Origin of the sequence: Corynebacterium sp. LK14, from assembly GCF_008042215.1 — a bacterium.
GTDB classification, from domain to species: Bacteria; Actinomycetota; Actinomycetes; order Mycobacteriales; family Mycobacteriaceae; genus Corynebacterium; species Corynebacterium striatum.
Genome location: NZ_NOVQ01000001.1, coordinates 52,740 through 75,738, shown reverse-complemented (window position 1 = coordinate 75,738; position 22,999 = coordinate 52,740). Strand labels below are relative to the sequence as shown.

At 59.5% G+C, this 22,999-nt stretch carries 27 protein-coding genes; 18 read left to right on the top strand and 9 right to left on the bottom strand.

Going from position 1 to position 22,999, the window contains the following annotated elements:
* Positions 1 to 5 precede the first annotated feature (5 nt).
* The 5 genes from CHU71_RS00405 to CHU71_RS00385 are packed head-to-tail and all read left to right on the top strand — an operon-like array spanning position 6 to position 3,546.
* Positions 6 to 1,040 carry a sensor histidine kinase gene (locus CHU71_RS00405; RefSeq protein ID WP_147759845.1) on the top strand — a complete coding sequence of 345 codons (1,035 nt, stop codon included), beginning with the start codon at positions 6 to 8 and terminating at the stop codon, positions 1,038 to 1,040.
* Positions 1,037 to 1,678, top strand: coding sequence for a response regulator transcription factor (locus CHU71_RS00400; RefSeq protein ID WP_046645796.1), 642 nt, complete (start codon positions 1,037 to 1,039; stop codon positions 1,676 to 1,678). Before CHU71_RS00405 ends, CHU71_RS00400 begins: the two co-directional genes overlap by 4 nt.
* Positions 1,675 to 3,081 (top strand): DUF5129 domain-containing protein, encoded by a 1,407-nt coding sequence (locus CHU71_RS00395; RefSeq protein ID WP_222709846.1) that lies wholly within the window; start codon positions 1,675 to 1,677, stop codon positions 3,079 to 3,081. The genes CHU71_RS00400 and CHU71_RS00395 overlap by 4 nt, the downstream gene beginning before the upstream one ends.
* A gap of 10 nt (positions 3,082 to 3,091) precedes the next feature.
* A complete protein-coding gene (locus CHU71_RS00390) occupies positions 3,092 to 3,247 on the top strand; it encodes a hypothetical protein (protein ID WP_157420645.1) in 156 nt (51 codons plus the stop codon).
* A complete protein-coding gene (locus tag CHU71_RS00385) occupies positions 3,247 to 3,546 on the top strand; it encodes a CHY zinc finger protein (RefSeq protein ID WP_100086775.1) in 300 nt (99 codons plus the stop codon). The genes CHU71_RS00390 and CHU71_RS00385 overlap by 1 nt, the downstream gene beginning before the upstream one ends.
* On the opposite strand, the gene CHU71_RS00380 is transcribed toward CHU71_RS00385, so the two are convergent.
* From CHU71_RS00380 to CHU71_RS00370, 3 genes are read right to left on the bottom strand one after another with little or no spacing between them, the layout of a single operon-like run.
* Complete coding sequence (locus tag CHU71_RS00380; protein WP_370450464.1) at positions 3,543 to 4,028, bottom strand: hypothetical protein; 486 nt, start codon at positions 4,026 to 4,028, stop codon at positions 3,543 to 3,545. The genes CHU71_RS00385 and CHU71_RS00380 overlap by 4 nt on opposite strands.
* A 24-nt stretch (positions 4,029 to 4,052) precedes the next feature.
* Positions 4,053 to 4,352, bottom strand: a complete 300-nt coding sequence (locus CHU71_RS00375; protein WP_100086776.1) for a DUF4288 domain-containing protein — start codon at positions 4,350 to 4,352, stop codon at positions 4,053 to 4,055.
* A 15-nt stretch (positions 4,353 to 4,367) separates the two neighbouring features.
* Positions 4,368 to 4,757, bottom strand: coding sequence for an NUDIX domain-containing protein (locus tag CHU71_RS00370; RefSeq protein ID WP_086892305.1), 390 nt, complete (start codon positions 4,755 to 4,757; stop codon positions 4,368 to 4,370).
* 92 nt (positions 4,758 to 4,849) lie between these two features.
* On the opposite strand from CHU71_RS00370, the gene CHU71_RS00365 reads away from it, so the two are divergent.
* Genes CHU71_RS00365 through CHU71_RS00355 form a run of 3 tightly spaced genes read left to right on the top strand, consistent with a single transcriptional unit; the run spans position 4,850 to position 6,749 of the window.
* Complete coding sequence (locus CHU71_RS00365) at positions 4,850 to 5,701, top strand: ABC transporter ATP-binding protein (RefSeq protein WP_100086777.1); 852 nt, start codon at positions 4,850 to 4,852, stop codon at positions 5,699 to 5,701.
* Positions 5,701 to 6,522, top strand: coding sequence for an ABC transporter permease (locus CHU71_RS00360; RefSeq protein ID WP_100086778.1), 822 nt, complete (start codon positions 5,701 to 5,703; stop codon positions 6,520 to 6,522). The genes CHU71_RS00365 and CHU71_RS00360 overlap by 1 nt, the downstream gene beginning before the upstream one ends.
* A 2-nt stretch (positions 6,523 to 6,524) precedes the next feature.
* Positions 6,525 to 6,749: a helix-turn-helix transcriptional regulator gene (locus CHU71_RS00355; RefSeq protein WP_049192687.1), complete on the top strand. Its 225-nt coding sequence runs from the start codon at positions 6,525 to 6,527 to the stop codon at positions 6,747 to 6,749.
* Here CHU71_RS00355 and CHU71_RS00350 read toward each other — a convergent pair.
* The 3 genes from CHU71_RS00350 to CHU71_RS00340 form a co-directional block, all read right to left on the bottom strand.
* Entirely contained in the window at positions 6,746 to 7,402 is a 657-nt protein-coding gene (locus CHU71_RS00350) for a hypothetical protein (RefSeq protein WP_147759842.1), read from the bottom strand. The two genes, CHU71_RS00355 and CHU71_RS00350, sit on opposite strands and share 4 nt — an antisense overlap.
* Before the next feature lie 328 nt (positions 7,403 to 7,730).
* A complete protein-coding gene (locus CHU71_RS00345; protein ID WP_147759841.1) occupies positions 7,731 to 8,873 on the bottom strand; it encodes an HNH endonuclease signature motif containing protein in 1,143 nt (380 codons plus the stop codon).
* Between the two features lie 107 nt (positions 8,874 to 8,980).
* Positions 8,981 to 10,288 carry a M20/M25/M40 family metallo-hydrolase gene (locus CHU71_RS00340; RefSeq protein ID WP_147759840.1) on the bottom strand — a complete coding sequence of 436 codons (1,308 nt, stop codon included), beginning with the start codon at positions 10,286 to 10,288 and terminating at the stop codon, positions 8,981 to 8,983.
* Positions 10,289 to 10,365: 77 nt separating this feature from the next.
* Between CHU71_RS00340 and bioB the strand changes: the two genes are divergently transcribed.
* The 3 genes from bioB to CHU71_RS00325 are packed head-to-tail and all read left to right on the top strand — an operon-like array spanning position 10,366 to position 12,528.
* Positions 10,366 to 11,346 (top strand): biotin synthase BioB, encoded by a 981-nt coding sequence (bioB, locus tag CHU71_RS00335; RefSeq protein WP_100086781.1) that lies wholly within the window; start codon positions 10,366 to 10,368, stop codon positions 11,344 to 11,346.
* Complete coding sequence (locus CHU71_RS00330; RefSeq protein WP_005530559.1) at positions 11,346 to 11,591, top strand: hypothetical protein; 246 nt, start codon at positions 11,346 to 11,348, stop codon at positions 11,589 to 11,591. Before bioB ends, CHU71_RS00330 begins: the two co-directional genes overlap by 1 nt.
* A gap of 10 nt (positions 11,592 to 11,601) precedes the next feature.
* The gene (locus CHU71_RS00325) at positions 11,602 to 12,528 is read left to right on the top strand and encodes a Sir2 family NAD-dependent protein deacetylase (RefSeq protein ID WP_005530557.1); all 927 of its coding nucleotides are present in this window, start codon (positions 11,602 to 11,604) and stop codon (positions 12,526 to 12,528) included.
* Positions 12,529 to 12,546: 18 nt separating this feature from the next.
* Here CHU71_RS00325 and CHU71_RS00320 read toward each other — a convergent pair whose 3' ends face one another.
* Positions 12,547 to 13,068 carry a hypothetical protein gene (locus CHU71_RS00320; RefSeq protein ID WP_147759839.1) on the bottom strand — a complete coding sequence of 174 codons (522 nt, stop codon included), beginning with the start codon at positions 13,066 to 13,068 and terminating at the stop codon, positions 12,547 to 12,549.
* A 125-nt stretch (positions 13,069 to 13,193) separates the two neighbouring features.
* Between CHU71_RS00320 and CHU71_RS00315 the strand changes: the two genes are divergently transcribed.
* Genes CHU71_RS00315 through CHU71_RS00295 form a run of 5 tightly spaced genes read left to right on the top strand, consistent with a single transcriptional unit; the run spans position 13,194 to position 19,101 of the window.
* Positions 13,194 to 15,041 (top strand): HtaA domain-containing protein, encoded by a 1,848-nt coding sequence (locus CHU71_RS00315; protein ID WP_147759838.1) that lies wholly within the window; start codon positions 13,194 to 13,196, stop codon positions 15,039 to 15,041.
* A 43-nt stretch (positions 15,042 to 15,084) separates the two neighbouring features.
* Positions 15,085 to 16,143, top strand: coding sequence for a hemin ABC transporter substrate-binding protein (locus CHU71_RS00310; protein ID WP_005530549.1), 1,059 nt, complete (start codon positions 15,085 to 15,087; stop codon positions 16,141 to 16,143).
* Positions 16,136 to 17,179: an iron ABC transporter permease gene (locus tag CHU71_RS00305; RefSeq protein WP_172453565.1), complete on the top strand. Its 1,044-nt coding sequence runs from the start codon at positions 16,136 to 16,138 to the stop codon at positions 17,177 to 17,179. The genes CHU71_RS00310 and CHU71_RS00305 overlap by 8 nt, the downstream gene beginning before the upstream one ends.
* Complete coding sequence (locus CHU71_RS00300) at positions 17,179 to 17,985, top strand: heme ABC transporter ATP-binding protein (protein ID WP_147759837.1); 807 nt, start codon at positions 17,179 to 17,181, stop codon at positions 17,983 to 17,985. The genes CHU71_RS00305 and CHU71_RS00300 overlap by 1 nt, the downstream gene beginning before the upstream one ends.
* A gap of 3 nt (positions 17,986 to 17,988) precedes the next feature.
* A complete protein-coding gene (locus CHU71_RS00295) occupies positions 17,989 to 19,101 on the top strand; it encodes an HtaA domain-containing protein (RefSeq protein ID WP_147759836.1) in 1,113 nt (370 codons plus the stop codon).
* A 15-nt stretch (positions 19,102 to 19,116) separates the two neighbouring features.
* Here the strand turns inward: CHU71_RS00295 and CHU71_RS00290 are convergent, their stop codons facing one another.
* Both CHU71_RS00290 and CHU71_RS00285 read right to left on the bottom strand, forming a co-directional pair.
* On the bottom strand, positions 19,117 to 20,292 hold the full coding sequence (locus tag CHU71_RS00290; protein WP_147759835.1) for a triacylglycerol lipase: 1,176 nt from the start codon (positions 20,290 to 20,292) through the stop codon (positions 19,117 to 19,119).
* A gap of 296 nt (positions 20,293 to 20,588) precedes the next feature.
* A complete protein-coding gene (locus CHU71_RS00285) occupies positions 20,589 to 21,008 on the bottom strand; it encodes an organic hydroperoxide resistance protein (protein ID WP_147759834.1) in 420 nt (139 codons plus the stop codon).
* Positions 21,009 to 21,209: 201 nt separating this feature from the next.
* On the opposite strand from CHU71_RS00285, the gene CHU71_RS13130 reads away from it, so the two are divergent.
* Both CHU71_RS13130 and amn read left to right on the top strand, forming a co-directional pair.
* Entirely contained in the window at positions 21,210 to 21,578 is a 369-nt protein-coding gene (locus CHU71_RS13130) for a MarR family winged helix-turn-helix transcriptional regulator (RefSeq protein ID WP_304505058.1), read from the top strand.
* Positions 21,553 to 22,944, top strand: a complete 1,392-nt coding sequence (amn, locus tag CHU71_RS00275; RefSeq protein ID WP_070420916.1) for an AMP nucleosidase — start codon at positions 21,553 to 21,555, stop codon at positions 22,942 to 22,944. The genes CHU71_RS13130 and amn overlap by 26 nt, the downstream gene beginning before the upstream one ends.
* Positions 22,945 to 22,999: the final 55 nt, after the last annotated feature.

The following is a 22,999-nucleotide window of genomic DNA, read 5'->3' as shown; positions in this document are numbered from 1 at the left end:
ACTCTATGGCAACTTTCAAATCCGTGGCGTGGAATCTAGTGCTTGCGTTGCTGTGTATTCCCGCTGCTGTGGTTTCCGTTGTCATGCTGCCCTGGATTCCGCTTGTTGCGTCCCTCATGGCCGTCATTACCCGCGGCGGCGCGCGGTGGTTGGGCGTGAAGATTCGCTACCGCACCCCGCATCGCTGGTTTGATTGGCAACAGTTCTATCACCTTCTGATTCAGCTTTTGCTCTCGGTTTTGAGCTTGGCGTTGTGGCTGTTCGTGGGGATTATGACGGTGGTATTCTTCATCGCTCCTTTCTTCACGGATAGGCTCAACATCGGTAGCCTCGTCATTGAAAATCGAGCCCTGGCCATCGTGGTGAGCTGGGCGCTCGGCTGCCTGTGCTTCCTGGTCCTTATCTTTGGCGCGAAGTTTTTAACTTTCCTTTCCGTGAGCACCACCCGCCTGGCGTTGGAGAGCGATGCGCGAGCCACGCTTATCGACGCCTTCTCCGGCGAGCGTCGCCGCATCGAACGGGAGCTACACGACGGCCCGCAGCAGTACCTCACCGCGCTCAAGCTCAACCTAGCCGCGGCGAAAAGGGGAGACACCGCGGCTCTCGACGCCGCCGACCACAACGCCAGCCTTGCTCTTTCTGCCTTGCGCGACACGGTCCGTGGCATCGCACCGCAGGTCCTCTTCGATAATGGCCTGATTGCGGCTCTCGAAGAACTCCTCGTCCATTCCGGGCTGGAGACCACCCTCGAATGCAAAGGCGAAGAACGCTCCCTTGATGAAACCAGTGCCTTGTTGGCCTATCACTGCGTGGCAGAGGGACTAACCAACGCCGTAAAGCACGGTGAGGCCACCGCAGCGACTGTGAAGCTGGATTGCCGAGAAGGGATAGAAATTTCCATCACCGATAACGGGCACGGGTTAACCGCGGGCGAGGGAACCGGCATCGCCGGCCTGGAGGAGCGCGCCATAGCCCTGGGTGGAAGCGTGAAACTAGAAGACACTGATCAGGGCGCACAGTTAAGGATGAAACTGCCATGAAAATCTTGCTTGCTGAAGACTCCGCCCTGCTGCGTGCGGCAATCGAACAACTCCTGCGTTCCTTGGACCATGAGGTCACCACGGTCGAAGATGCTGATCAATTGCGTGCTGCGGCAGAAGGATTCGACATCATTGTCACCGACGTCAGGATGCCGCCGCTTTTGCAGGACGACGGCCTGCGAGCAGTCAATGAGATTCGCAAACGTACGCCCGAGCAGCCCGTCGTGGTGTTGAGCCAATACGTCGCCGCCAGCTACCTGGACGGACTCATCGAGCACGGCGGATTCGGCTATCTTCTCAAGGAAAGAATCGCCGATGTGGATGAGTTCATCCATGCACTGGATACGGTCTCTGCAGGTGGCACCGTGGTAGATCCGGAAGTCGTGAGCACTTTGCTCTCCTCCCGGAAGATGGGCGTCGATAAGCTCACGCCCCGAGAACGCGAGGTACTAGCCTTGATGGCACAAGGTGCCAGCAATCGCGAGATCGAAGGCAAGCTCGTGCTCACTGCCGGTGCAGTAAGCAAGCACGTGGCGAATGTTTTCATGAAGCTCGGGTTCAGCCCCGAGGACGAAAACCGCCGCGTTAAGGCAGTCCTGGCATGGCTGCGCACCAAACAGGAATGGAGATTGGAATGAAAAAGATTCTGGCGGCAACTGCAGCAGCAGCGCTTTTGGTCGGCGGCGGCACTGCTTTCGGTGTTGCCACGTTTGTGGCATCTCCGGAGCAAGCAGATTATTCCGTCGAGCGATCCGCAGACGTCAAGGTCGAGATCATGGATCCCGAAGATGTCTTAAACCCCGATGACGAAGCACGCATGCGTCGCGACGTTGAGCGAATCCACTTCGCGGCTCCGGTCAAGCAGCTGAACTACCTTGTCTTCAAAAAGAACAAGGACGAGGTAGAAGATTCCGTCGAAGAGTATCTACGCGATAATCATCCAGACCTCATTGGCGATGACCAGTTCACCGATGGCCAGCTCTTCGTTGGAGTGGGCCTCGATCCACGTCAAGCTTTCATCTTCGCGGGCAATGATGTGGCGAAGGACCTGTCCCTGGAACTAGAAGATGGACATTTGGAAGACGCAATCGAAGAGATCAAACCGGGCGTGAAGGCAGGAAATATCCCGGCAGGTCTTTTCGCCGGCGCTGACTATGCTGCCGATGCAGACAAGGTCAGCGAGGAGCTTTATTCCGATGCTAAGGCTAACCGCGGTCTCGGTATTGGCTTTAGTGGTTTCGGCGCGGGTGCGGCTGCCGGAGGGATCGTGGCTGCGGTGGGCGCTACGCGGCGTCGGAAAACGCAGCGTATTGCGACCGCCCGTGAGGATTGGAAATACGTTTCACGGGCTTATGGGGATACCGCACAACGCTTGAATGCCATCGACGTGCGTGCGCACTCTTTGCAATCAGCGCTTGTCGACGCCCGGATGCGCGAGGAATGGGAGCAACTGCGCGACGAGTTTCTAAACCTCGACAGCAAAGTTAGCTCTTTTGCCAGCCTGAACGAGCAGTCCTCCGACGAGGAATTTGAACAGGCGGCGAATGGAATCGAGGAAGCAAAATCCATCTGTGACCGAGTAGATACCGCAGAACACAACATCGACCGTCTGTATGCCGTCGAGCATGCTGACATTAACGCACGCCGCAAGGAACTCTATGAGCTACGCAAGGACCTGATTGAGGCGCGCACGGAATCCACGGGCGGGGTCGCGGAAGAAGCATCCCGGCTGATTGCCGTTTCCGAGGAGATCGATGCGGCCGCGCCTGAATTTATGGATCGTTACCTCGAGCTAGTGGAGCGCGCAGCCACGCTCTTTGGGCAGATCCAAACGCAGTTACAAAAGGAAAACGAAGCGGATGAATTGGCGGCGCGCCCGCGTATTGACGAGCCTTCCTTCTATCCGGGAGTGGGGTATCACGGATTCGTACCTTTTATGGCGATCAGCTCATGGAATAGCGCTTCCGTAGCTTCTTCACCCAATGTGAGCAGCAACTTTAGCTCGGGCTTCTCCGGAGCTGGTGGTGCCTCGAGTTTCTGATGTTGATCCGGTGGTTGTCATTCACGGCACTACGCTGAACGGTATTGGCCCAACATTGAACAAGCTACCCGATACCGCGCCGGGAGTTAAGTACACCTCGATCTACAGCCCGGCGGATACCACCGGCATGCCGCTCGATCAGATCATGTGGGGCCTTACCCGCTAATGATTCATGGGGCAATCGATGATGCGGGTCGCTGTAAGCATTGGCACTCGCTTGTCGACGTCGTGGCAAACAAGTGCGCCACCTGCCGCGAGTGGTTCGCCTGCTCGCTGTGCCATGCCGAGTTAACCGACCACGACTTTGGTCCTATGCCCCGCGATGAGCAGGCCGTCATGTGCGGCGCATGTGGCACGCAGATGGACTATGCCACGTATACCGCCGCATACAAATGCGTCCGCTGTGGGCACACATTCAATACTGGATGTGCGCTGCACGCGGACGAGTATTTTCTGCCCTCTTAGAAGGAAGAAAGCTGCGAAACCTGAGACTGTGCCTGGGAGAAGAGATCCTGGATGATCTTGTTGATGTCCGGAATGCGGAAGACCTGCGGGCCAACCGGCACATCAACCGTAGGCTGGCCAGGAACCACGCCAACCGAAATCACGTTTGCTGGGGCAGGAGCTGGTTTCGGTGCCGGGGCTGGAGAACCACCATTCAGGCCACAACGCGCGATTGCCTCATCGGCGCGCGCGATGGCATCGCGGATTTCGCCGCCACGTGGGTGGAAGTTAGCAGCGGCAAGTGCCTGGGACTTCTTGGAGTTGTAGTCGGAAGCGTTGGTGTAATAGCGGCTTGCCTGATCGCAGGAGATCTGGCCCGCAGGAACCTTCGCGAGGTAGTCATCCACCATGTCGGCGGAGGCGGCTGGGGTGGCAAGGGAAACGGTGATTGCGGTGGCTGCAGTCAACAGTGCGGACTTACGTACAAAGCTCATGACGGACATTCTGTCACGAAACCGGCAAATTTACTATGACAATTTGCCTTCAAGCTTCGGTTCGAAGGCCTTGTAGTGCTCGTAAGAGCTGAAGTGCCGCGAGTAAACGTCGATATCCGTATCAACGCGTGAATACAGTGCTGGCGCGACGTCGATAATCGCGCGGAGTTCCACGTCGTCCCCGGTCTGCTCCGTGGCCAGTTTCTTTACGCGCGTTTCAGCATCCTCCTGGGAATCTGCGTGAACGATGTAGAAATCCTCGCGGAAAATGCTGTGATCTGGGGATTTGAGTTCAAAAACGACAATTCCAACATATGGTTCTGTGCTGCTCATGACCGCAATCTAACACTACTTCTCGCGTAGTTCAGGGGTTTTTAGGAGCGGTGCGAGTTCTACGTGAGGTTGGGCCAAATCTACCCATGCGTACTCAGCAATCTCCGCTGCAATGTTCGGAATGATGGGGGATGGATAGCTGAAGATATCAGCAATGACCTCATAATTTGCCTCGTTAGCGGCGGCCGCGCGGAAGGTGCCACGTGGGCTAAGGAGGGCGTCGTCAAGCGTGACGCCAATTTCTTCTTCTACCTCGCGCACCGCAGCTTGGAGGGGTGTTTCGCCGAGATCTGGTTTGCCGCCCGGAAACTGGAACGCGGTGGTGTTTTTCTTTCTTACGCAGAGAACATGGCCTTCTGAGTTATGGAAAATGACAGCGCTTACGTGAATTTCTGGTGTTGGCATGGGGACGAGCTTATCAGCCGTGAAGTCATTCTCTTCCAAAGTGTAGTACATGTGCTATATTACTTAGTGATGATCGAATTAAAGGAAGTGTTATGACTCGAGTGATTGAGATTGACGGCCTGGCTTTCTCCTATGGTGCAAAGAAAGTGCTAGGCGGGGTGGACCTGCTTGTTGAACCCGGAGAGGTGGTGTGCTTGCTCGGCCCAAATGGCGTGGGTAAGACCACGCTGCTGGAAAACATTGTGGGCACGTTGACTCCAACAGCTGGCAGGGTTCGTGTTTTCGGGCAGGACCCTTGCAGTGCAAAGGCCGGGTTCTGGTCTCGTGTGGGTTTGGTTCAGCAGAATTGGTCTGACCACCCCAAGTGGCGTGTCAAGGACCAATTGGCATGGGTTGCCGGCATCCATGAAACCCACTCGCCGGCAGCAATGGGGGTTGAGCATGCGCTTGAGTTGGTGTCTTTAGGGGATAAGGAAAACCAGAAGATTTCGAGCCTTTCCGGCGGCGAGCGGCGTCGCCTAGATTTTGCGGCAGCGCTCATCGGTGGTCCTGAGTTGTTACTCCTAGATGAGCCGACGACGGGGCTCGATCCGGTCTCGAAGACACAAATGCACGACGTGATTATGGACCACGTGGATCGTTCCACCACGGTCCTTATGACCACCCACGATCTCGCTGAAGCTGAAAAGCTGGCGAGCAGGATCGTCATCTTGGGTGAGGGAAAAGTATTAGCAAACGGCAGCCCTTTGCAGCTGCGCTCGGCGTATTTGGGAACTGCGGAGATTTCGTGGGTTGCAGATGGCGTGCGCAACGTTCATTCCACGGAAACGCCAGAGAAGTTTCTGCAGGGGCTGCCACTCGATTCCATCTCCGAATTAACCGTGACGCGTCCGACGCTAGAGGATGCCTACCTTTCCATCGTGAAAAAGAATGGGGAACAGTAATGAAAGTCTTGAAAGCAGCACTCCGCCAGGCGGCAAGTGACATTCGGCCGCAGCTTGTAGGCGTCGGAGCGTTCATGGCGTCCGCGCCTGTTCTGTTTATCGTGGTGATGTTGCGCCAAAGCTCGCAGGAGATGATTGAGCAAACTTCGACCTCGTCGGTTATTCTGGCCGGTTTGGTCGGCAGCTTTTCGACGTTCGTGATCATGCAGATTGCTGCCGAGTTCTATAGCGACAGATTGGGCGGCGCTTTAGTGCGCGCGCGGATGCTGCCTAATGGCTCGTGGGTGTGGGCAATCGGCAAGACAGTGTCTTGTGTAAGCGTGGTATTCATCATGCAGGCATTACTGCTTTTTGCCGCATTTTTTATCTTGCCAAACCTTGAAATTTCATGGGGTCGTATTGTTCCCATGCTGGGCATCGCTTTGCTCTCGAATCTAGCCGCAGCCCCTTTAGGGCTGGTGCTTGGTGCGTTCATGCGTGGTGCATACTCGCAGCTCGTCGGCTACGCCATTGTCATAGCGCTGTTTGGTACCAGCGGCAGCTTTATCTCCTTGGCTGACTTTCCTCGCTGGATACAGATACCACAGCTGTTTCTGCCTTTCTACTGGTCCGGACACCTATCGCGGTGGATCTCGGATAATCCTGCGCAGTGGGAGTACGGCGGAGAATTCACACCTGTGCTAGCTGTGGGGGTTCTTCTCACTTGGATCGTCGTTGGATTTATAGTTGTTATTGCCTTGCTACGCCATAGCTTCCGCAAGGAGACTTTTGGCTCCCTCGCCAATATCCAATCCAAGACTCGGGCCCAAATCGGAATTTAGAAATGACTGAAGATATAGTTCACAACCGCATCGCTGTTATGCGTACTGACCGGCGAATCAGCCGACGTGAACTCGCCGAGGCCCTAGGCATTCACTATCAGACGATTGGTTACCTAGAACGTGGCGAGTCGGCCCCATCTTTGCACCTAGCCTTGCGCATCGCGCAATACTTTGGGGTGCCGGTGGAATCCGTATTTTCCTTGGACGAATTCCCGCCGCTTTCTTAGCGGTTAGCCACCTTATTTACCTGCTTTTTCATGAGCTGGCGGAGTGCTTGCTCATCGTGCGAGCTGACGCTGACGACGGCGTCGTCGACAAGCGCGTGCGCCACGAATTCGCTCTCGCCAGGTTCACCGACTAGCGGGTTCCCAGCGTTCTCGATCGTTACCTTTGCGGCCTGCAGGTTCTCGGCGCCTTCGATCTGCATGTCGAGCGGCGTGGTGGAGTAATCGCTGACGATTCCGCTGACGTCATTGGAAAAGGAAGCACATTCCGCGAGGTCAGCGGGGAAGGGGAGCGTCTCCGGGTTCGTGCTGAGAGAGACCGTGGCATTGATATCCCCAGCGCTGAAATCGGCAGCGGAGAATGTATCCGGATTCTTGTAAATCTTGGCGATGAAATCCATCGCTGAGGTGGCAAGCGGTGCGCATTGCTCGGGGGTCGTGGTCTTTTCGGAGTCGCTGGAGACGAGGTCCTCGGTGAGGCCCTGGTCTTCGGTGCTCATTAGCTCGTTGATGTTTGAGTATTCGTATCCTTCTGGCGCATCTTCTGCCGCGAGAATGTGATCGTGGGCGGAAACTGGCGGCTTTGGTGCTGCGGGTTCTTGCTGGGAGCAACCAGAAAGAAGTGCGGCGATAAGAATGAAAGAGATCTTTTTCATGCAAAAATTATAAATGGAATTTTTGTTTTAAGTAGAGATCCAAATATTCACTGTAATCAAGGCGACAAGCACGATGATTCCGCCAACGAGGTTTGTTCGCAGCGGTTCTTGTTCAACCGCGCTCCACCTGCCGCGGAAGATGAAACCCATCGGGGCGAAGGTGAGCACGCCAAGGTCGGAAATGCCGATGAGGATCTTTTCGCCGATACTCAGCGATACGTTACTGACAGCAACATAAAGTAGCTGCAGTGCGCAAATACCATGATGGTGGTTCCGATGATTGCGGCGAGGGCGGAATTAATGAGCAGTGTGCGAGGCATGGTTGTGACTAGCTCTTTATCTCCTCCTTTAAAGCAGTGGCCTGCTCGTGGGCCCGGCGACGCCTACTTGCGATGGCCTGCGCGAAGGTCTGCGCCCAGTTCTTCTCCGCGATGGGCCCGGTGGGCGCGGTGGCTTTCCACGTCCCATCTTCGAAGAGCCAGAAGATATCCCCGGTGTATGGGTCCATGATGTAGAAGGCTGTGCCATCCGTCTTGATGTTGTGGTGGTGTTGGCACAAGCAAGCAAGGTTTGCGGGGGTTGTGGGGCCACCGTCGGCGAAATTGATGCGATGGTCCGTCTGGCATTTATAGGCCGGATGGTTGCAGCCCGGGTAGCGGCAGGTGCCATCGCGGCCTTCGACGTATTTTCGAATGTTCGCCGGAGTGATGTAGTTCTTGCTCTCGGCGTATGGGTCGACCTCGTGGACCTCCGAAGGGGACACGGGAGTACGGGACCAACCGTGGCCTTGGATGAAGGTTGGCGCGCCGGGGATGTCAGTTGCTTGGTAGGTGTGCAGGATAACCTTTGGCTGGGCCTCGCCGAGGATGAGGCGCGTCATGGCCTGAGCGAGTGGAATCTGCTCGGCCTCGGCGAAGGCGCGTACCGCCTGGTCGATGCTCGCGATGGTTTCTGGATCTGCTTCCAGCGTTACGGAGAATGGGTCGGTGCTGTATCGACCACGGCGGCGCGTATCTTGCAGGGCAATCGTGTCATCTTCGGCGCTAATGAGCTCATTGAGTTTGCGCTTGATATTTGCTTGCGTGGGCGGGACTTGGTTTGCACGCTTTGGTGTGAGGTACTTGGTGATGCCAGCGTCGATGCGGGCGAGGGCGCCGGGAAGCGGTTCCCCAAGCTTGTCTAAGGACTCGTTGATGGCGATAAGCCGATCTAAATCTAGGTGGAGATAGCGCTCTTGGAGAGCATGTAGTTCTGGCATGGATTCGAGGCGATCTAAAGCCATGAAAATTTTGGATATGCGCGCCGGGCTAACGCCGGTGGCAGAAAACATTCTCTGCACCGCAAGCTCAATATCGTTATCGAACTCCGGCAGATGTTCGCGCCAGAAGCGCAGTTCTGCATGCCGGATTTGCGCGGCGGCTTGGGCTATTTCGTCTTCGGGGTTGGTGTGAGAGTGGTAGGGCACTTTCATAGCAAGAGGTTCCTCACCGTTAAAGTGTTTCGAACTAACTTACGAATCACACTTTAAAACATGCCCCGGACACGGCTTTTCGGCGCCGACTTTTCCCAGGTAGTGCTCTACTTTTCGGAAGAAAGGAACCGCGTTACAAGTGAGTCATAAGCGCGCACTGTAAGCTCCAGATCCTCGAGATAAAGATGCTCGTCGTGGCTGTGTAGCTGGGAGTTGGCGCTCGCCATGTCGCGGGTTTCGGCATGCATGGCAAAGCCATAGGCGTTGCCGCCCATACGGCGCGCGAAACGCAGGTCAGAGCCACCCGTGGCGTGGACTGGAACCACATCTTTATCGGGGAAGAACTCTTTGGAGGTTGCCTCAATCGCGTGCCAGAGCTTCGTATCGGTGGAGGACTGGGTGGCGTCCTCGGTGATGAGGTGCTCGATTTCTACCTCATCGGCAAGATCTCCTAGTGCCTCGCGCAGGAAGTTATCGAGCTCATCCTGGGTCTGGCCTGGGAAGGGGCGGATATCCATCTCCAGGTAGGCGTGGGAAGGCAGCACGTTGATTGCGCCGCCAGCACGTAGGACGGTCTCGGCGATAGTGGTGTGGCTAAACGCGTGAGCGTACGCGGCAAGATCGCCGAACTTCGAGTAATCGCCGGTACCTGCAATTAGTGCCGCTTCTGTTTCTGGATCGAACTTGAAGGTCTTGACGAATCCCTCCCAGATCTCATTCGAAGCAATCGGCGGTTCAGCAGCGGCGATGCGGCGTGCGACCTCGCCGATCTTCAAAATTGCAAAGTCCTTGCCATAGGGCGTGGATCCGTGGCCGGCGTCGCCATGCACGTGCAGGCGGCGCTGGCCAGCGCCCTTCTCGCCAACGTTGAAGCCGAGCGCGCCGGGTAGGTGGCTGCCGCCGGTCTCGGACAGGCAGTTCTTCCACGAAAACGCATCCGGGTGCTGCTCTGACATGAACTTCACGCCGAGCCCGCCGCGGGCTTCTTCGTCGGCCATGCCCACGAATGCCAGGGTGCCGCCTGGGTTGCCCTCCTGGGCAATCTTGCGGGTGACCGCCGCCATGGATGCAGTAATAAAGAGCATGTCCACCGCACCGCGGCCGTAGAGCTTGCCGTCTTCGATGAGGGCGTCGAAAGGCGGCTTGGTCCATTTCGGCTCGTCAACGGGAACCACATCCGTGTGTCCCATGAGGGTAAGCGGCTCCTTTTCTGGATCGCCGGGTACGGTGACCACGATGGAAACGCGGCCCGGGTGGGACTCGTAGCGCGCGATCTCGACGTCAGTTCCCTCGAAGAACTTCTCCAAGGTGTCGGCGTTGCGCACCTCGTTGCCGGAGTCCGGCGTGAGGTCGTTAACGCACGCATTGCGGATGAGTTCTTGCAGGAGAGCGAGGGTGTCGTCGTAAAGCGTCATGCGTTTGAGGGTAGTCGGTGCGATAAAATTGGGTGCTTTTAGCAAAATTTGAACGCTGTTCAAGTACGCTGCTCTCCATGAGCATTATCGATATCGCCCGTGATAAAGCCCTAGGCCAGGGTATTGGTCTCAGCCAAGAAGAATTGCTGGAAGTGCTGCAGGTTCCGGATGAGCAGCTGGAGGAAATCGCAGACATCGCCCACCAGACTCGTCTGAAGTGGTGCGGCCCAGACGTTTCGGTTGAGGGCATCATCTCCATCAAGACCGGCGGCTGCCCTGAGGACTGCCACTTCTGTTCGCAGTCAGGCCTCTTCGAGTCCCCAGTGCGTGCTGCCCGCCTCAACATCCCTGAGCTGGTGGAGGCCGCCAAGAAGACTGCCAAGACTGGTGCGACGGAGTTTTGCATCGTTGCCGCCGTAAAGTCGCCGGATGAGAACTTGCTTTCCCAGGTCGCGGAGGCAATCCCAGCCATCCTGGATGAGGTAGACATCGAGATTTCTTGCTCGCTCGGCACGCTCACGCGCGAGCAGGCGCAGCGCCTCAAGGACATGGGCGCCCAGCGCTATAACCACAACTTGGAGACCTCCCGTTCCTTCTTCCCTAACGTGGTGACTACGCATACCTGGGAAGAGCGCAAGGAGACCCTCGACAACGTGCGTGCCGTGGGCATGGAGGTCTGCTCCGGCGGCATCATCGGTATGGGCGAGTCTCTGGAGGATCGCGCGGAGTTCGCGTACCAGCTCGCGCAGATCGAGCCTTGCGAGGTCCCAATGAACTTCCTCGATCCTCGTCCTGGCACCCCGTTCGCGGATTATCCGCTGGTCCCGCTGGGTGAGGCGCTGCGCGCGGTGGCGGCGTTTCGCTTGGCGATGCCGTCTGTGACCTTGCGCTTTGCAGGCGGCCGCGAGCTTTCGCTTGGCGACGACGGCACGGAGAAGGGCCTGCTCGGCGGCATTAACGCCATCATCGCCGGCAACTACCTGACCACGCTTGGCCGCCAGATCGAGAAGGACGTCGACATGCTGGGTCGCATCGACCTGCCGATTAAGGCCCTCTAGTGGACGAGCTAGCGGCGGCCGTTCTGGCTGGCGAGGAGCCTATTTTCCACCCGAACACGGGTGAGCCTTTCCATGAGGCGCACCTGCACCCGGCGGCAGCGGCGGGATTGGATGTGCCGCGCTACTGCCAGATCTGTGGCCGCCGCATGGTGGCGCAGGTCCGCCCGGACGGCTGGAGTACGAAGTGTTCGCGCCACGGGGAGCTGGACTCGGATTGGCTCTACGAGGAGCACCTGCCCGCGTAAGCTGGCGGACATGGCTTTTCAGGATCCGGGCATTGCACTTGCCCACCGCTCCGCGCTGCGGTCTATCCAGCGGGTGGTGAGCGAGACAACTGAGCCGACCCCGCACGCGGCGGAGCGGGTCGCTGAGCAACTGCGTGCCGGCGGGGTCATGGTCCTCACGGGAGCGGGCGTGTCGACGGATTCCGGCGTCCCGGACTACCGCGGCCCTCAAGGGTCGCTATCGAGGCATACGCCGATGACGTATCAGGAATTTCGCTATGATTCCGCCGCGAGCCACCGCTATTGGGCGCGCTCGTTCGTGGGCTGGCGAGTCATGGATGCGGCGAGGCCGAACCGTACCCACTACGCACTCGTGGAGCTGGAGTGCGCCGGGCTGCTCTCCGGCATCGTGACGCAAAACGTGGACGGCCTGCATAAAGAAGCCGGAACTGAAACGCTTATCCCGCTCCACGGCGATATGGAGCATGTTGTCTGCCTGAACTGCGGGTATGCAGAAGACCGTGGGGCCTTTGATGCCCGGCTGGCTGCCGCGAATCCGGGCTATCTGGAGCGCTGGGTCGTGCGCGCGGATGAAGTTAACCCGGACGGCGACGTCGCGCTCTCGCAGCAGGCGGTGGACGAGTTCGTGATGGCTCCATGTATCCGCTGCGGATCGGAGTTGCTCAAGCCGGACGTCGTCTACTTCGGCGAGCCGGTTCCGGCGGAGCGGCGGGACGCAGCGCGGGATTTGCTGGCGCGGTCGAGTTCGCTGATCGTCGTTGGGTCGTCGCTCGCGGTGATGAGCGGATACCGCTTCATGCTCGACGCGCTCAAACAGGGCAAGGAAGTCTCTGTGATTAACGGCGGCCCCGGACGCGGCGACCCGAAGGCGACGACGCTGTGGCGCACGCAGGTCGCGCCAGCTTTTGATGAGCTACTGGATCTGCTTGATGTGTAAGGCTGGGGTGCGGCAAGCCTAAAGCTTCTCGAAGTACATGACTGCGGTGTCGGTGTCTTCCTCTGGTGCCGGGGGATCGGTCTGCTTGCCTCGCCACAGGGGGCTGATGCCTGGCATGAACCAGGCGAGCAGGGCAACGAGAACCGCGATGACGATGGCGGCGGGAGTTGCATATTCGGGCGGCACGAACCAGTATCCGGCCGCGCACAAGGCGATGATGATTCCGACCCACAAAGGGACCAGGACGCCGAGGTTGAACCGCCGCGTGGCGCGGTGTTCGGCCCAGTCTTCGCTGGGGAAGCGAGTGCGCGCTTCGGAGCGAATCCGACGCGCGGTCTTGTGTTGTTGCAGCACCGAGGCTATGAAGGTGAAGGCCATGCCGGCGCCTGCAATGAGCATGTCTGCGGTTACGGCTCCATAGGCTGCAATCGCGAGCGCGAGAGACAGCGCAAGGCGCTCGGAGACGCTGAGAGGTAACCCACGCGTGGGGTCTACGTCGGGATACAGATTTTTGAAGGAGCTGGTAGTCGACGATGTCATGACGGAATAAGAGTGTCCTTTGTTGGGGGTTGCTTACCTAACTTAGGTTAGTGTAGCCTATGCAAAACTGCTTAGGTATGTGTAGCCTAACTTCTGATTCTTTTTGTTCGTCTCATCATTACTTCATGAGGACTATATCCGTGATTCTCCGTCGAATATTGGGCACACTTGCTGCCAGTGCTCTCATCGCACTCCCTTCGGTCGCGCTCAACGCTCCTGTCGCCTCGGCTGCCGGAACCTGCTCCTGGAATTGGGGCATTAAGCAGTCCTACCGAAGCTATATCCAAGGCCAAGTCGCCAAAGGCAAGTGGCAAACGGACGGCATTGGTTTTACCGGTTCCGAAACCGGCGCAGACGGTGCTTTTACCTTCACTCCGGGTAAGGCCTCCGTACACGGCGATACCGTCACCGTCCCCTTTGGCGGCGTCATCCACTTCACTGGCCACAACTACGGCGGCGACAATCTGTTGGATATGACGCTGACGGACTGGAAGATTCAGGCCTCCGGCAACCGGGCGGCGATCGTGGTGGATTACGTCTCTTATGAATCTGACATGGTGAATAAGTCCGCACGCGGCCCGCAGATTACCGGAGATAACGTGGTCATCGCGGGGATTGATCTAGCACAACCCGTCGACGCGTCCGCACGCACGCTCGACCTTTCCGGCGACGTCAGGCTCACCGACGAAGGGCACAAACTCTTTATCGCCTATGAGGCGGGACAGTCGATGGACCCCTCGTCAGGGACCGTGGCCACGGACGGCAGCTGCGGCGGGTCTTCTGGCGGTTCAGGCAGCGGTTCGAAGTCCTTGGGGACAATCTCGGGCACGTTTACCGGTCGCAATGCAGAAGCTATGGCGATTTTGAAGGAAACGAACGACACCATGAATGGCCTGACCACCTTCATGGGCAACACGGAGTCCTTCCTAGACCAGCTAGAATCCTTCCGTTCTCGCACGGATGCCGCCACGGGTACGACCACTAGCACCACGAGTGGTTCAGGCACGTCGGGCGCCAGCACTTCGGGCACCGCGAGCACTTCGGGCACCTCGAACCCTTCGGGTGCTTCGGGTAGTACTTCGGGGACTTCCGGCACTACTGGAACCACAAGAACCGCGCGGTCGCAAGACCCCGGGTCCGCGGCTAGTGGAGGGCAGTCAGAAACCTGCGTAGCCACGGGCGTGCAGGCTGCGACCGCCGAGTGGGGCGTCAAGAAGTCCTTCCAGTCGTATATCACCGGCTCCATCGCCAAGGGCGCCTGGACGCTCGACGGCGTAGGGTACGACAACTCGCGTTTCCAGTTCACGGGCAACGGCGGAGATGTGGATACAGCGGCGCGGTCAGGTTCCATCCGCTACGGCGGCTCCATGCATTTTACCGGCCACAACGGGGTCCTCGATCTCACTATCGCGAATCTAGAAGTCCGGTTCAACGGGACGAGCGGTCAACTCATCGCTGACGTGCGTTCCTCCAACATGGAGGGCGAGCGCAAGGACTTTGGACGCACGGTGCTCGGAGACATGTCGTTTAGCCAGCTCGACGTGAGTGACTCTGCCGTCGACGGCGAAGCCACCGTCACGCTGACTGCAGCGGGAAATGATGCGTTCGCGAATTTCTATGAGCCGGGCACGACCCTTGATCCGCTCTCGTTGCACGCGCAACTTGGTGGATCCGGGGACTGCGCCGGAGTGAGTGGAACTACGGCAAACACTGGTGCGGTGACGACTGCCGGCGGTCAGAGTGCTGCGGCGGCAAAGCGGGCGGCATCGGAAAGCTCTGCGGGAAACGGCCTGCAGGCCGCGGACGGCACGAGCACGTCTGGTTATGAAGACGGCAGCGGCAACTTCCAGATCAAGAAGGCCGCAGCCTCGGGCTCCTCGCCGGAGGCGACCACGTGGCTCCTGCTGCTTATCGCAGGCCTCGCCATCGCCGGCGGTTCCATGGGCTCCGTCGTCCTGCGCAACCCGGCGTAGCGCACCCCTTTTTACCCAAGACTTGAGAAAGGATTCGTTTCGCATGAAACGACTTTTGGTGGCGTTGGCGTGTGTCCTCGCCCTCACGGGGTGCGGCGTCCAAGGCGCCTATGAATCCCAAGACGCGCAGCTGCGCGAAGCCCTCCCAGACGCGCAGTCGGCCAAAGACCCGCGCTCGTTTACGGGCGTGTCGAATGTGACAGATTTCGAGGATGTCGTCGCGGTGACGGAGTCGCCTACTCCCGCTCTGCCGGTGGAGCTCACGGATGCTGACGGCTACGACGTCTCCGTTACGGATGTGTCCCGAATCGTGGCATTGGATCTCTACGGTACGTATACGAAAACCCTCGAGGGCCTGGGGCTTACGGACAATATCGTGGGTCGCACGGTGTCGTCGACGGAAAACGCTATCGCCGATCGCCCCGTCGTGACCCAGGGCGGACACAACATCAACGTGGAGGCCGTGCTCGAGCTCCGGCCCACGCTGTTCATCGTCGATCATTCGATCGGCCCGCGCGACGCCATCGACCAGATTCGCGCCGCAGGAGTGACCACCGTGGTCATGGAGCCGAAACGCACCATTGACTCGGTGGACGAGGACATCAAAAACCTGGCCGCGGTCGTGGGTCTGCCAGACGACGGCGAAACGCTGGCCAACCGCTCCGTCGAAGAAATCGAAAAAGATAAGGCGGCCATCGCAGACATCGTGCCGGAGAAGCCCATGCGCATGGCGTTCCTTTACGCGCGCGGCAACGGCGGCATCTTCTTCATCATGGGAGAAGGCACGGGCGCCAAGGACCTCATTGAGGGTGTGGGCGGCGTAGACCTCGGCACCGAATACCACCTCTCTTACGCCGAACCTGCCAACGCCGAATCTTTGGCAAAGATTAACCCGGAGGTCATCATCATGATGACGGGCGGCCTGGAGTCGACTGGCGGCGTCGAAGGCCTCCTCGAGCGCCCTGGCATTGCACAAACCACCGCGGGCCAAAAGCAGCGGATCGTGACCATCCCAGACGGGCAATCGCTCGCCTTCGGGCCCTTGACCGGACAGACTCTTCTCAAACTCGCGCAGGCAATCTATGACCCAGACAATGCTTAAACCGGCGGCCCCCACGGAGGTCTTCGCGCGACGCTCTCGCCTGCGGCGTGGTGTATTCGTATTGCTCGCGGCGCTGCTTGGTGTCGCCTTCGTCCTGTCGCTCGCGCTGGGGCAGTACTACGTCGCGCTGGGTGACCTGGTGCAGATTATGGTCGCGGGCCCTGATGGTGGCTTGACGGCCAATGTCGTGTGGCAGATCCGCCTGCCGCGCATTCTGCTCGGTTTCTTGGTCGGCGCGTGCCTGGGCGTGGCGGGCACGCTCATGCAGGCCGTGTTCGCCAACCCGCTGGCTGAGCCCTCCATCGTGGGCGTGACCTCCGGTGCCGGTGTGGGCGCGGCCGTGGTAATCGTCTTTAATATCTCCGTCCTGGGTACCTTCACGGTCCCGCTCGCGGCGTTTGCTACGGCGCTGCTGGTTACCGCGCTGATCTATCAGTTGGCGCGCTCACGAGGGCGTGTGGCGGTGGTCAATCTGATCCTGACCGGCATTGCCATCAACGCGGTGTGCAACGCCATCATCTCCTTCATGATGTACCTGGCGCCCACTTCGAACCGCGAGCAGATCATCTTTTGGCAAATGGGTTCGCTCAACGGCTCCCAGTGGAAACACGTGTGGGTGGTCCTCCCCATCGCCCTCGTCGGGATGGCCATCGCGCTGTGTCTTGGCCGCCAGCTCGATGTGCTCGCGCTGGGCGAGCGCGCCGCGGAACACACTGGCGTCGACGTCAAGCGACTGCGCATTATCGCCATCGCTGCCTCGGCTATTCTTACCGCCGGCGCAGTTGCCTTCGCTGGACTCATTGGGTTCGTCGGCCTTATCGTGCCGCACCTGCTGCGCACGATCATGGGCCCAGAAAACAGGGTCTTGCTGCCAGCCTCTGCGGTGGCGGGCGCCGTACTCATTGGCTTTGCCGACGTCGCTGCGCGCACGCTTATTCCTTTCGCCGACCTTCCCATCGGTATCTTTACCGCGCTCGTGGGTGGCCCCACCTTCTTCGTGCTGTTGCGCCGGATGATGAAGAAAGGAATGCACTGATGATTAACGTTGCGAATCTTTCCGTTTCGATCGGCGAGCGGAACCTGCTTTCGGATGTCTCCCTTGTCGCCCGCCCAGGGGAGGTCACCGGCCTCATCGGCCCGAATGGTGCGGGCAAGTCCACGCTGCTGGCGGCCATCGCCGGCGATATTGATTACACCGGTTCCGTTTCCCTCGTGGGGCAGGATCCGGCGGTGTCCTCCCCAGGGGCGTTGGCCCGTGCACGTGCGGTGATGCTGCAGGACGTTACTGTGTCCTTCCAGTTTCTCGTGCGAGATGTAGTGGCCATGGGCCGGCGTCCTTGGGAGGGCACCGCCCGGCAGGCCGAGGACGACGCGATCATCGACGCAGCGCTTGCGGCGGTGGATGCGACGCACTTGGCCGGCCGCGATATTGCCACGCTCTCTGGCGGGGAGCGTGCGCGTGTGGCGTTGGCCCGTGTACTGGCGCAGCAGACCCCGGTGATTCTCCTCGACGAGCCGACTGCGGCGCTGGATATCCGCCACCAAGAACAAGTTTTGGGATTGGTGCGCTCGATTGCGGCGCAGGCTGGAGTGGCGGTGCTCGTGGTACTCCACGATTTGGGTGCCGCTGCGGCCTATTGCGATCACATCGTGTGCTTAGCAGACGGGGCAGTTGCCGCCGCCGGCCCGGTGCGCGAGGTCTACACCGACGAGATTTTGTCGCAGGTCTATCGCTGGCCCATCCAGGTGAGCGAGGCGGACGGCCACATTTCAGTCCATCCGGCGCGGCGTCAGGCCGCCGATCCCGAGCAGTCTTTTGTCTATCTACTAAAGGAGTCTTAACTCATGCGTATTGTCTCTTCTTCTCTCGCGCTGGCGCTGACTGCCTCGGCGCTGACCGTTCCGGCAGCGTTTGCTGCTGATGCCCCCACGTGTGCCGCTGGCCAGACCCTGGAGACCCGCGTTGTCTCCGGCACTGTGAATTGGGGCATCAAGCAATCTTTCCGCAGCTACATCACCGGCCCCATCGCGAGGGGTGAGTGGACCACGTCTGGCGCGGTGACGCAGGACGAGGGCAACAAAGGCGGAGCAGACTTCCAGTTCCACTTCGAGGTGGATCCTTCTGCGTCCTCGGTGAGCCTGGGCGAAGACGGCACCGTCACGAAAGCCGATATTCGAACCAAGGATTCGACGCTGGAGTTTGAGGGCCACCACGGCGCGTTGTACACCAAGATGCTCTCGCCTTATGTCCTCACGGAGGCAGCGCAGGCAAAGGCGGGCACGTCCTACGAGGGCTACTACGTGCCGGGTAAGGGCATGACGGAATACACCCCGCAGGACCGCACGGAAGAAAACAAGAAGTCCGGCACGGATACCTTCGCTGAGGGTAGTGCCGCATGGTCGAAGGAAGGCGATACGCTCACGCTGAAAGCGACCGACGTGAAGTACAAGCCGAAGTCGGGTACCTACTACGATAGCGAGAAGAAGATCCAGCACATCGAGGGTGTCGACGTGATCTTCATGGGCATGTACCACAAGGACTACAAGCCGGAACTTGATGATGTGCAGGTGACCTTGAAGACCGCGTCCGAGTGTAAGGGTCCTGCCGATGAGGGCACCGAGACCACCCCGGGGGGGCAGACCGAGCCGGGCCGCGACGAGAAGGGCAAGGACCAGACAGGAGACCAAGGAAAGACTCCTGGGAAGGACCCAGAGAAGAAGCCGGAAAAGGGGACAGAAGACCAAGGAAAGACTCCTGGGAAGGACGCAGAGAAGAAGCCGGAAAAGGGGACAGGAGACCCAGGAAAGATTCCTGGGAAGGACGCAGAAGGCTCTTCTTTTTCCAACGTGTGGAATATCGTGTTGGCGCTGACCGCTCTGGGCGGCATGTTTGCGGTCATCGGTGGTGCCATCGTGCAGTCCGGCGTCCTTGATTCCCTGCTGGCGCGCCTGCGTTAGCGAACCTGCACGGGTTTAATCCGAGTCGGCGTGACCCGCGTTGGCAAGAGCGTGGCTTTGGGCGTCGTTAGGATTGTCCTGGGTGGGGGAGAGCTGTTTGAGCACCGTGCGCACGATGGCGCGCACGCGCTTGTCCATGGGCATATCCATGTGTAAGACGACGGCGCGTTTGTCGACGTCTTGCACATAGACATTGCGCACCGTTCCGTCGGGAGTGTCGCCGGGATCCAAGAAACAGGTTTCCGGCGGCACGACGATGGAGTCTTGCTTGGTGGCCACGCATGTGTAGCTCACACCGGGGGCCAGGTCACCGTTGTGGTTGAGCTCGTTCAGCGTCGCGCTGCCCACGATTTGTTCCATGCCAGCTGGGCCGAAGTAAGCGTCGATGATGGAGCGCATGACGTGTTCTTGGCGGCGGTTGGAAATCAACGAGCTGACGATTCCGCCTTGGGTGGTGCCGTGGTTGGGCGCCGACAGGCAGATGATGTGGCGCACGCGGTCCACCGCATCGTGGTTATGCATCCAGTAGCGGGCGACGATGCCGCCTTGGGAGTGTCCAATGAGCACGACCTGCTCCGCGCCGGTGACGGCTTGGACCGCGTCGATATACGCGCCGACTTGATCGGCGGAGGCGGCGATGGGGCCGGTGGCGCGGGCACCATAGTCCGGTGCGAACACGGCCCAGCCGTCCTCGCGCAGTTCGGAGCCGAGCAGCTGCCATACGCCCTTCGTATCCGTCGTCCCATGGATGAGAATGATGGGCCATGGGTGGTCTTCATCCGGGCGCGCTGCCCAGTCGTCCTCAAAAACGCCGCGTGGCTTCAGGCGTGCGCCGAGCGGTAGCGATGCCAGGCGTGCTGCGGTCTCTGCCTCGTGGTCGTCGCCTGCGGACCCGCGTGGATGGCGAAAGTCGAGGTCGAAGAAGCTGCGGCGCTCGGCACGCAATAGCTCGGCGATTTCGTCGGCCACTTCCTCGCGCAAGGCGTTAGCGGGCGCAGGGGTGGTGATGCCATGGCGCGGAGAGTCTGAAACTTGTTCCGCCGCCGGTGTCTCCGGCAGGCCTTCGGTGGCGTCGTAGCTGATGGAAGGGGGAGTCGGGTCTGAACGCCAAAACCGTCCGAGTCCCTCGGAGATGAGGGCTTCGAGTTCTTTGAGCGGTTCTTTGAACGATTCTGTTGCCATAACTCCCATCCTATTTCGTGCCGCGATACATTAATTTTTCGGAATCATTAGTGGTAGCGATGATTTTTCACGGGATCGCGGGAGAAAGTTCTCGTTCCCCCTTGACCATCCAACTAAAGGTTTATAAACTAAGCCTTGCCTAATCACGGGCGGTTGCTTGCCAGGAAGGTTGCGCTCCACTTCCTTCTCCAGGTGAGTGCCGAAAGATTAGTCATGGGGAGAGGGCCCGTCAGTGCGCAGCTGACGGGCCTTCGTTTATCTCTGGAAGCGGTAGTCGGGGGACGAGCTACCGCGAGGGGTGGGAATTAATTCTCGACGACGGAAACCTTGACGTCGATGTTGCCGCGGGTTGCCTTGGAGTACGGGCAGACCTCGTGTGCCTTGTCGGCCAGCTTCTGTACCTCGTCGTGCGGCAGGTTGGGGATGGTGACCTCGATCTCAACGGCAAGACCGAAGGAGGTCTCATCCTTTCCGATGGAAACGCGAGCGCCCACGGAGGACTCGCCCAGGTCGGCGCCTTCGCCCTTGGCTACGAGCTGCAGGGCACCGTGGAAGCAAGCGGCGTAGCCGGCGGCGAAAAGCTGCTCCGGGTTAACGCCGTCGCCCGAGCCGCCCATTTCCTTCGGAGCGGCCAGATCGAAGTCCAGATCAGAATCCTTAACGACGGAGCGGCCGTTGCGGCCAGCACCGGTTGCGAGTGCTTCGGTGGTGTAGAGTGGTTCCATGATGGGGTCCTTACGTTGATTTCCTTGTACGCAATTTAATTGTGCGCAACCCTAGTGCGTTGTACTAGAGACATGTCACACGCGTCTTTGGAACTGGACAACCAACTCTGCTTCGCCCTCTACCGAGCGAGCCATGCCGTCCAGCGGTCTTACCAGGACGTACTTGCGCCAATGAGGCTGACTTATCCCCAGTACGTCACCATGTTAGCGCTCTGGGGCCATGAGGATCCGGTGACGATGAAGGAGCTCTCGGCCGAGCTGGGGCTAGATTCGGGCACCTTGACCCCTCTGCTGCGCCGCATGGAGAAGCAAGGTTTGCTCACGCGCGCTATTGATCCGCAGGACGAGCGCCGTCGCGTTGTGAAGCTGACAGACCAGGGGCGGGCGCTGCGTGACCATGCCGAGGACGTTCCGCGGCGCCAGATGGAACGTTTCTCCGTCTCTGGACTCGATATCCAGATGCTGAAGTCGGACCTCGACCGCTTGTCGGGGGGGCAATTGCCGCGGATGCCGAGGACGCGGATCGCTAATACACTTGGGGGCTATGACCCAGCTTTTGCCTGTTCCTGACGCGGCCGCAGCAGTCGAGCGTCTCATCGACCTCTACGAATCCTCGTGTGAGCGTGCGCGCGTGTGCCTCGAGAAGGGCGAGTACGCGGACTACGCGCACGTCGTCTATCCGCAGATCGTCGTCGACGTCAAGGAATGGCGCCCCATCGACCGCTCCGAGCCTTTCGGATACGTGGATGAGTCCGGCCGGTACGTCGCTGTGCTGTCTAAGCCGCACCTCCTGCGCGGATACCTGGAGGAACAGCTCACTCGGCTCACCGAGAATTACCCGTGCGAGATCTTTGTCGGCCCCTCGGACGTGCGCATCCCACCCGAGTACATCAAGGGCGTCGAGATGGTCCCGCAGCAGCGCCCGGCGGAGGTTCCGCGGCCCACGCTCGACGAGGTCCACGACGCCATCATCGATGGCCACTGGGATGTCTTCCACGGCGGCGACAAGCCGCTGTTCCACTTCGGTCCGCAGCGCTTCGACATCGCCTGTGCGCGCATTGAGCACTACACCGGCATCGAGGTCGACTCGCTCCAGAAGTACATTCTCTTCACGAACTACGGCATGCACATGACGGAGTTCATGCGCTTTGGCCTGCGCGCGCTGGGTTCCCGCTATGACTCCCTCGTTCTACCGGATGGGCGCACGGTGCCTGCCGATGCCGCCGGGGGTGTCGAGGTCGCAGACCTCCAAACCCGAGTGCAGATGCCGCGCTACGATCTCACGACGCCGGACGGCGATGGCATCACGATGATCAATATCGGCGTGGGTCCTTCCAACGCGAAGACCATCACGGATTCCCTCGCGGTGCTGCGTCCGGAGGCGTGGATCATGATTGGCCACTGCGCGGGCCTCGACGGCCGCATGCGCATCGGCGACCTCATCCTCGGCAACGCCTATCAGCGCGATGATCACATTCTGGATCGCGCCATTCCCGTCGACGTTCCCATTCCTGCCATCCCGGAGGTCCAGCGCATGCTCGAGGCCGCCGTCGAGGAGGTCTACGGCGCCGACAACGAACTCATGCGCACGGGCACCGTCCTGTCTACTGCGGACCGCAACTGGGAATGGCGCACCCCGCGCGAGCTGTGGGAGTGGCTGCGTGGCTCGACCGCCGTGGCCATCGACATGGAGTCCTGCATGCTCGCGGCGAATGGGTACAGATATCGCATCCCCTACGGCACGCTGCTGTCCGTGTCGGATCTTCCGTTGCACGCGGTGCCCAAGCTGCCAGCGGGCGCGCAAGCTTTCTATTCAAACTCAAAGGAGGCGCACGTCATGTGTGCCGTGCGCGCGATGGAGACCCTCGCAGAGAATCCCGAGCGACTCCGCACTCGCAAGCTGCGTCGCACCATTGGGGAGATTCCATTTCGTTGAGCGGGGCATGCGACTAAGCTGGATCGAAAATCGTCGTCTCCCAAGGAATAGATTC

What these genes read in the sequence shown, in the direction of transcription:
- CHU71_RS00360 (WP_100086778.1), top strand. Translation starts at nt 5,701, where the DNA reads ATGAAAGTCTTGAAAGCAGCACTCCGCCAGGCGGCAAGTGACATTCGG.
- CHU71_RS00310 (WP_005530549.1), top strand. Translation starts at nt 15,085, where the DNA reads ATGAAACGACTTTTGGTGGCGTTGGCGTGTGTCCTCGCCCTCACGGGG.
- CHU71_RS00285 (WP_147759834.1), bottom strand. Translation starts at nt 21,008, where the DNA reads ATGGAACCACTCTACACCACCGAAGCACTCGCAACCGGTGCTGGCCGC.
- bioB (WP_100086781.1), top strand. Translation starts at nt 10,366, where the DNA reads ATGAGCATTATCGATATCGCCCGTGATAAAGCCCTAGGCCAGGGTATT.
- CHU71_RS00345 (WP_147759841.1), bottom strand. Translation starts at nt 8,873, where the DNA reads ATGAAAGTGCCCTACCACTCTCACACCAACCCCGAAGACGAAATAGCC.
- CHU71_RS00400 (WP_046645796.1), top strand. Translation starts at nt 1,037, where the DNA reads ATGAAAATCTTGCTTGCTGAAGACTCCGCCCTGCTGCGTGCGGCAATC.
- CHU71_RS00300 (WP_147759837.1), top strand. Translation starts at nt 17,179, where the DNA reads ATGATTAACGTTGCGAATCTTTCCGTTTCGATCGGCGAGCGGAACCTG.
- CHU71_RS00320 (WP_147759839.1), bottom strand. Translation starts at nt 13,068, where the DNA reads ATGACATCGTCGACTACCAGCTCCTTCAAAAATCTGTATCCCGACGTA.
- CHU71_RS00325 (WP_005530557.1), top strand. Translation starts at nt 11,602, where the DNA reads ATGGCTTTTCAGGATCCGGGCATTGCACTTGCCCACCGCTCCGCGCTG.
- CHU71_RS00295 (WP_147759836.1), top strand. Translation starts at nt 17,989, where the DNA reads ATGCGTATTGTCTCTTCTTCTCTCGCGCTGGCGCTGACTGCCTCGGCG.
- CHU71_RS00365 (WP_100086777.1), top strand. Translation starts at nt 4,850, where the DNA reads ATGACTCGAGTGATTGAGATTGACGGCCTGGCTTTCTCCTATGGTGCA.
- CHU71_RS00385 (WP_100086775.1), top strand. Translation starts at nt 3,247, where the DNA reads ATGATTCATGGGGCAATCGATGATGCGGGTCGCTGTAAGCATTGGCAC.
- CHU71_RS00290 (WP_147759835.1), bottom strand. Translation starts at nt 20,292, where the DNA reads ATGGGAGTTATGGCAACAGAATCGTTCAAAGAACCGCTCAAAGAACTC.
- CHU71_RS00340 (WP_147759840.1), bottom strand. Translation starts at nt 10,288, where the DNA reads ATGACGCTTTACGACGACACCCTCGCTCTCCTGCAAGAACTCATCCGC.
- CHU71_RS00395 (WP_222709846.1), top strand. Translation starts at nt 1,675, where the DNA reads ATGAAAAAGATTCTGGCGGCAACTGCAGCAGCAGCGCTTTTGGTCGGC.
- CHU71_RS00370 (WP_086892305.1), bottom strand. Translation starts at nt 4,757, where the DNA reads ATGCCAACACCAGAAATTCACGTAAGCGCTGTCATTTTCCATAACTCA.
- CHU71_RS00405 (WP_147759845.1), top strand. Translation starts at nt 6, where the DNA reads ATGGCAACTTTCAAATCCGTGGCGTGGAATCTAGTGCTTGCGTTGCTG.
- CHU71_RS00350 (WP_147759842.1), bottom strand. Translation starts at nt 7,402, where the DNA reads ATGAAAAAGATCTCTTTCATTCTTATCGCCGCACTTCTTTCTGGTTGC.
- amn (WP_070420916.1), top strand. Translation starts at nt 21,553, where the DNA reads ATGACCCAGCTTTTGCCTGTTCCTGACGCGGCCGCAGCAGTCGAGCGT.
- CHU71_RS00315 (WP_147759838.1), top strand. Translation starts at nt 13,194, where the DNA reads ATGAGGACTATATCCGTGATTCTCCGTCGAATATTGGGCACACTTGCT.
- CHU71_RS00305 (WP_172453565.1), top strand. Translation starts at nt 16,136, where the DNA reads ATGCTTAAACCGGCGGCCCCCACGGAGGTCTTCGCGCGACGCTCTCGC.
- CHU71_RS00355 (WP_049192687.1), top strand. Translation starts at nt 6,525, where the DNA reads ATGACTGAAGATATAGTTCACAACCGCATCGCTGTTATGCGTACTGAC.
- CHU71_RS00375 (WP_100086776.1), bottom strand. Translation starts at nt 4,352, where the DNA reads ATGAGCAGCACAGAACCATATGTTGGAATTGTCGTTTTTGAACTCAAA.
- CHU71_RS00380 (WP_370450464.1), bottom strand. Translation starts at nt 4,028, where the DNA reads ATGTCCGTCATGAGCTTTGTACGTAAGTCCGCACTGTTGACTGCAGCC.
- CHU71_RS13130 (WP_304505058.1), top strand. Translation starts at nt 21,210, where the DNA reads ATGTTAGCGCTCTGGGGCCATGAGGATCCGGTGACGATGAAGGAGCTC.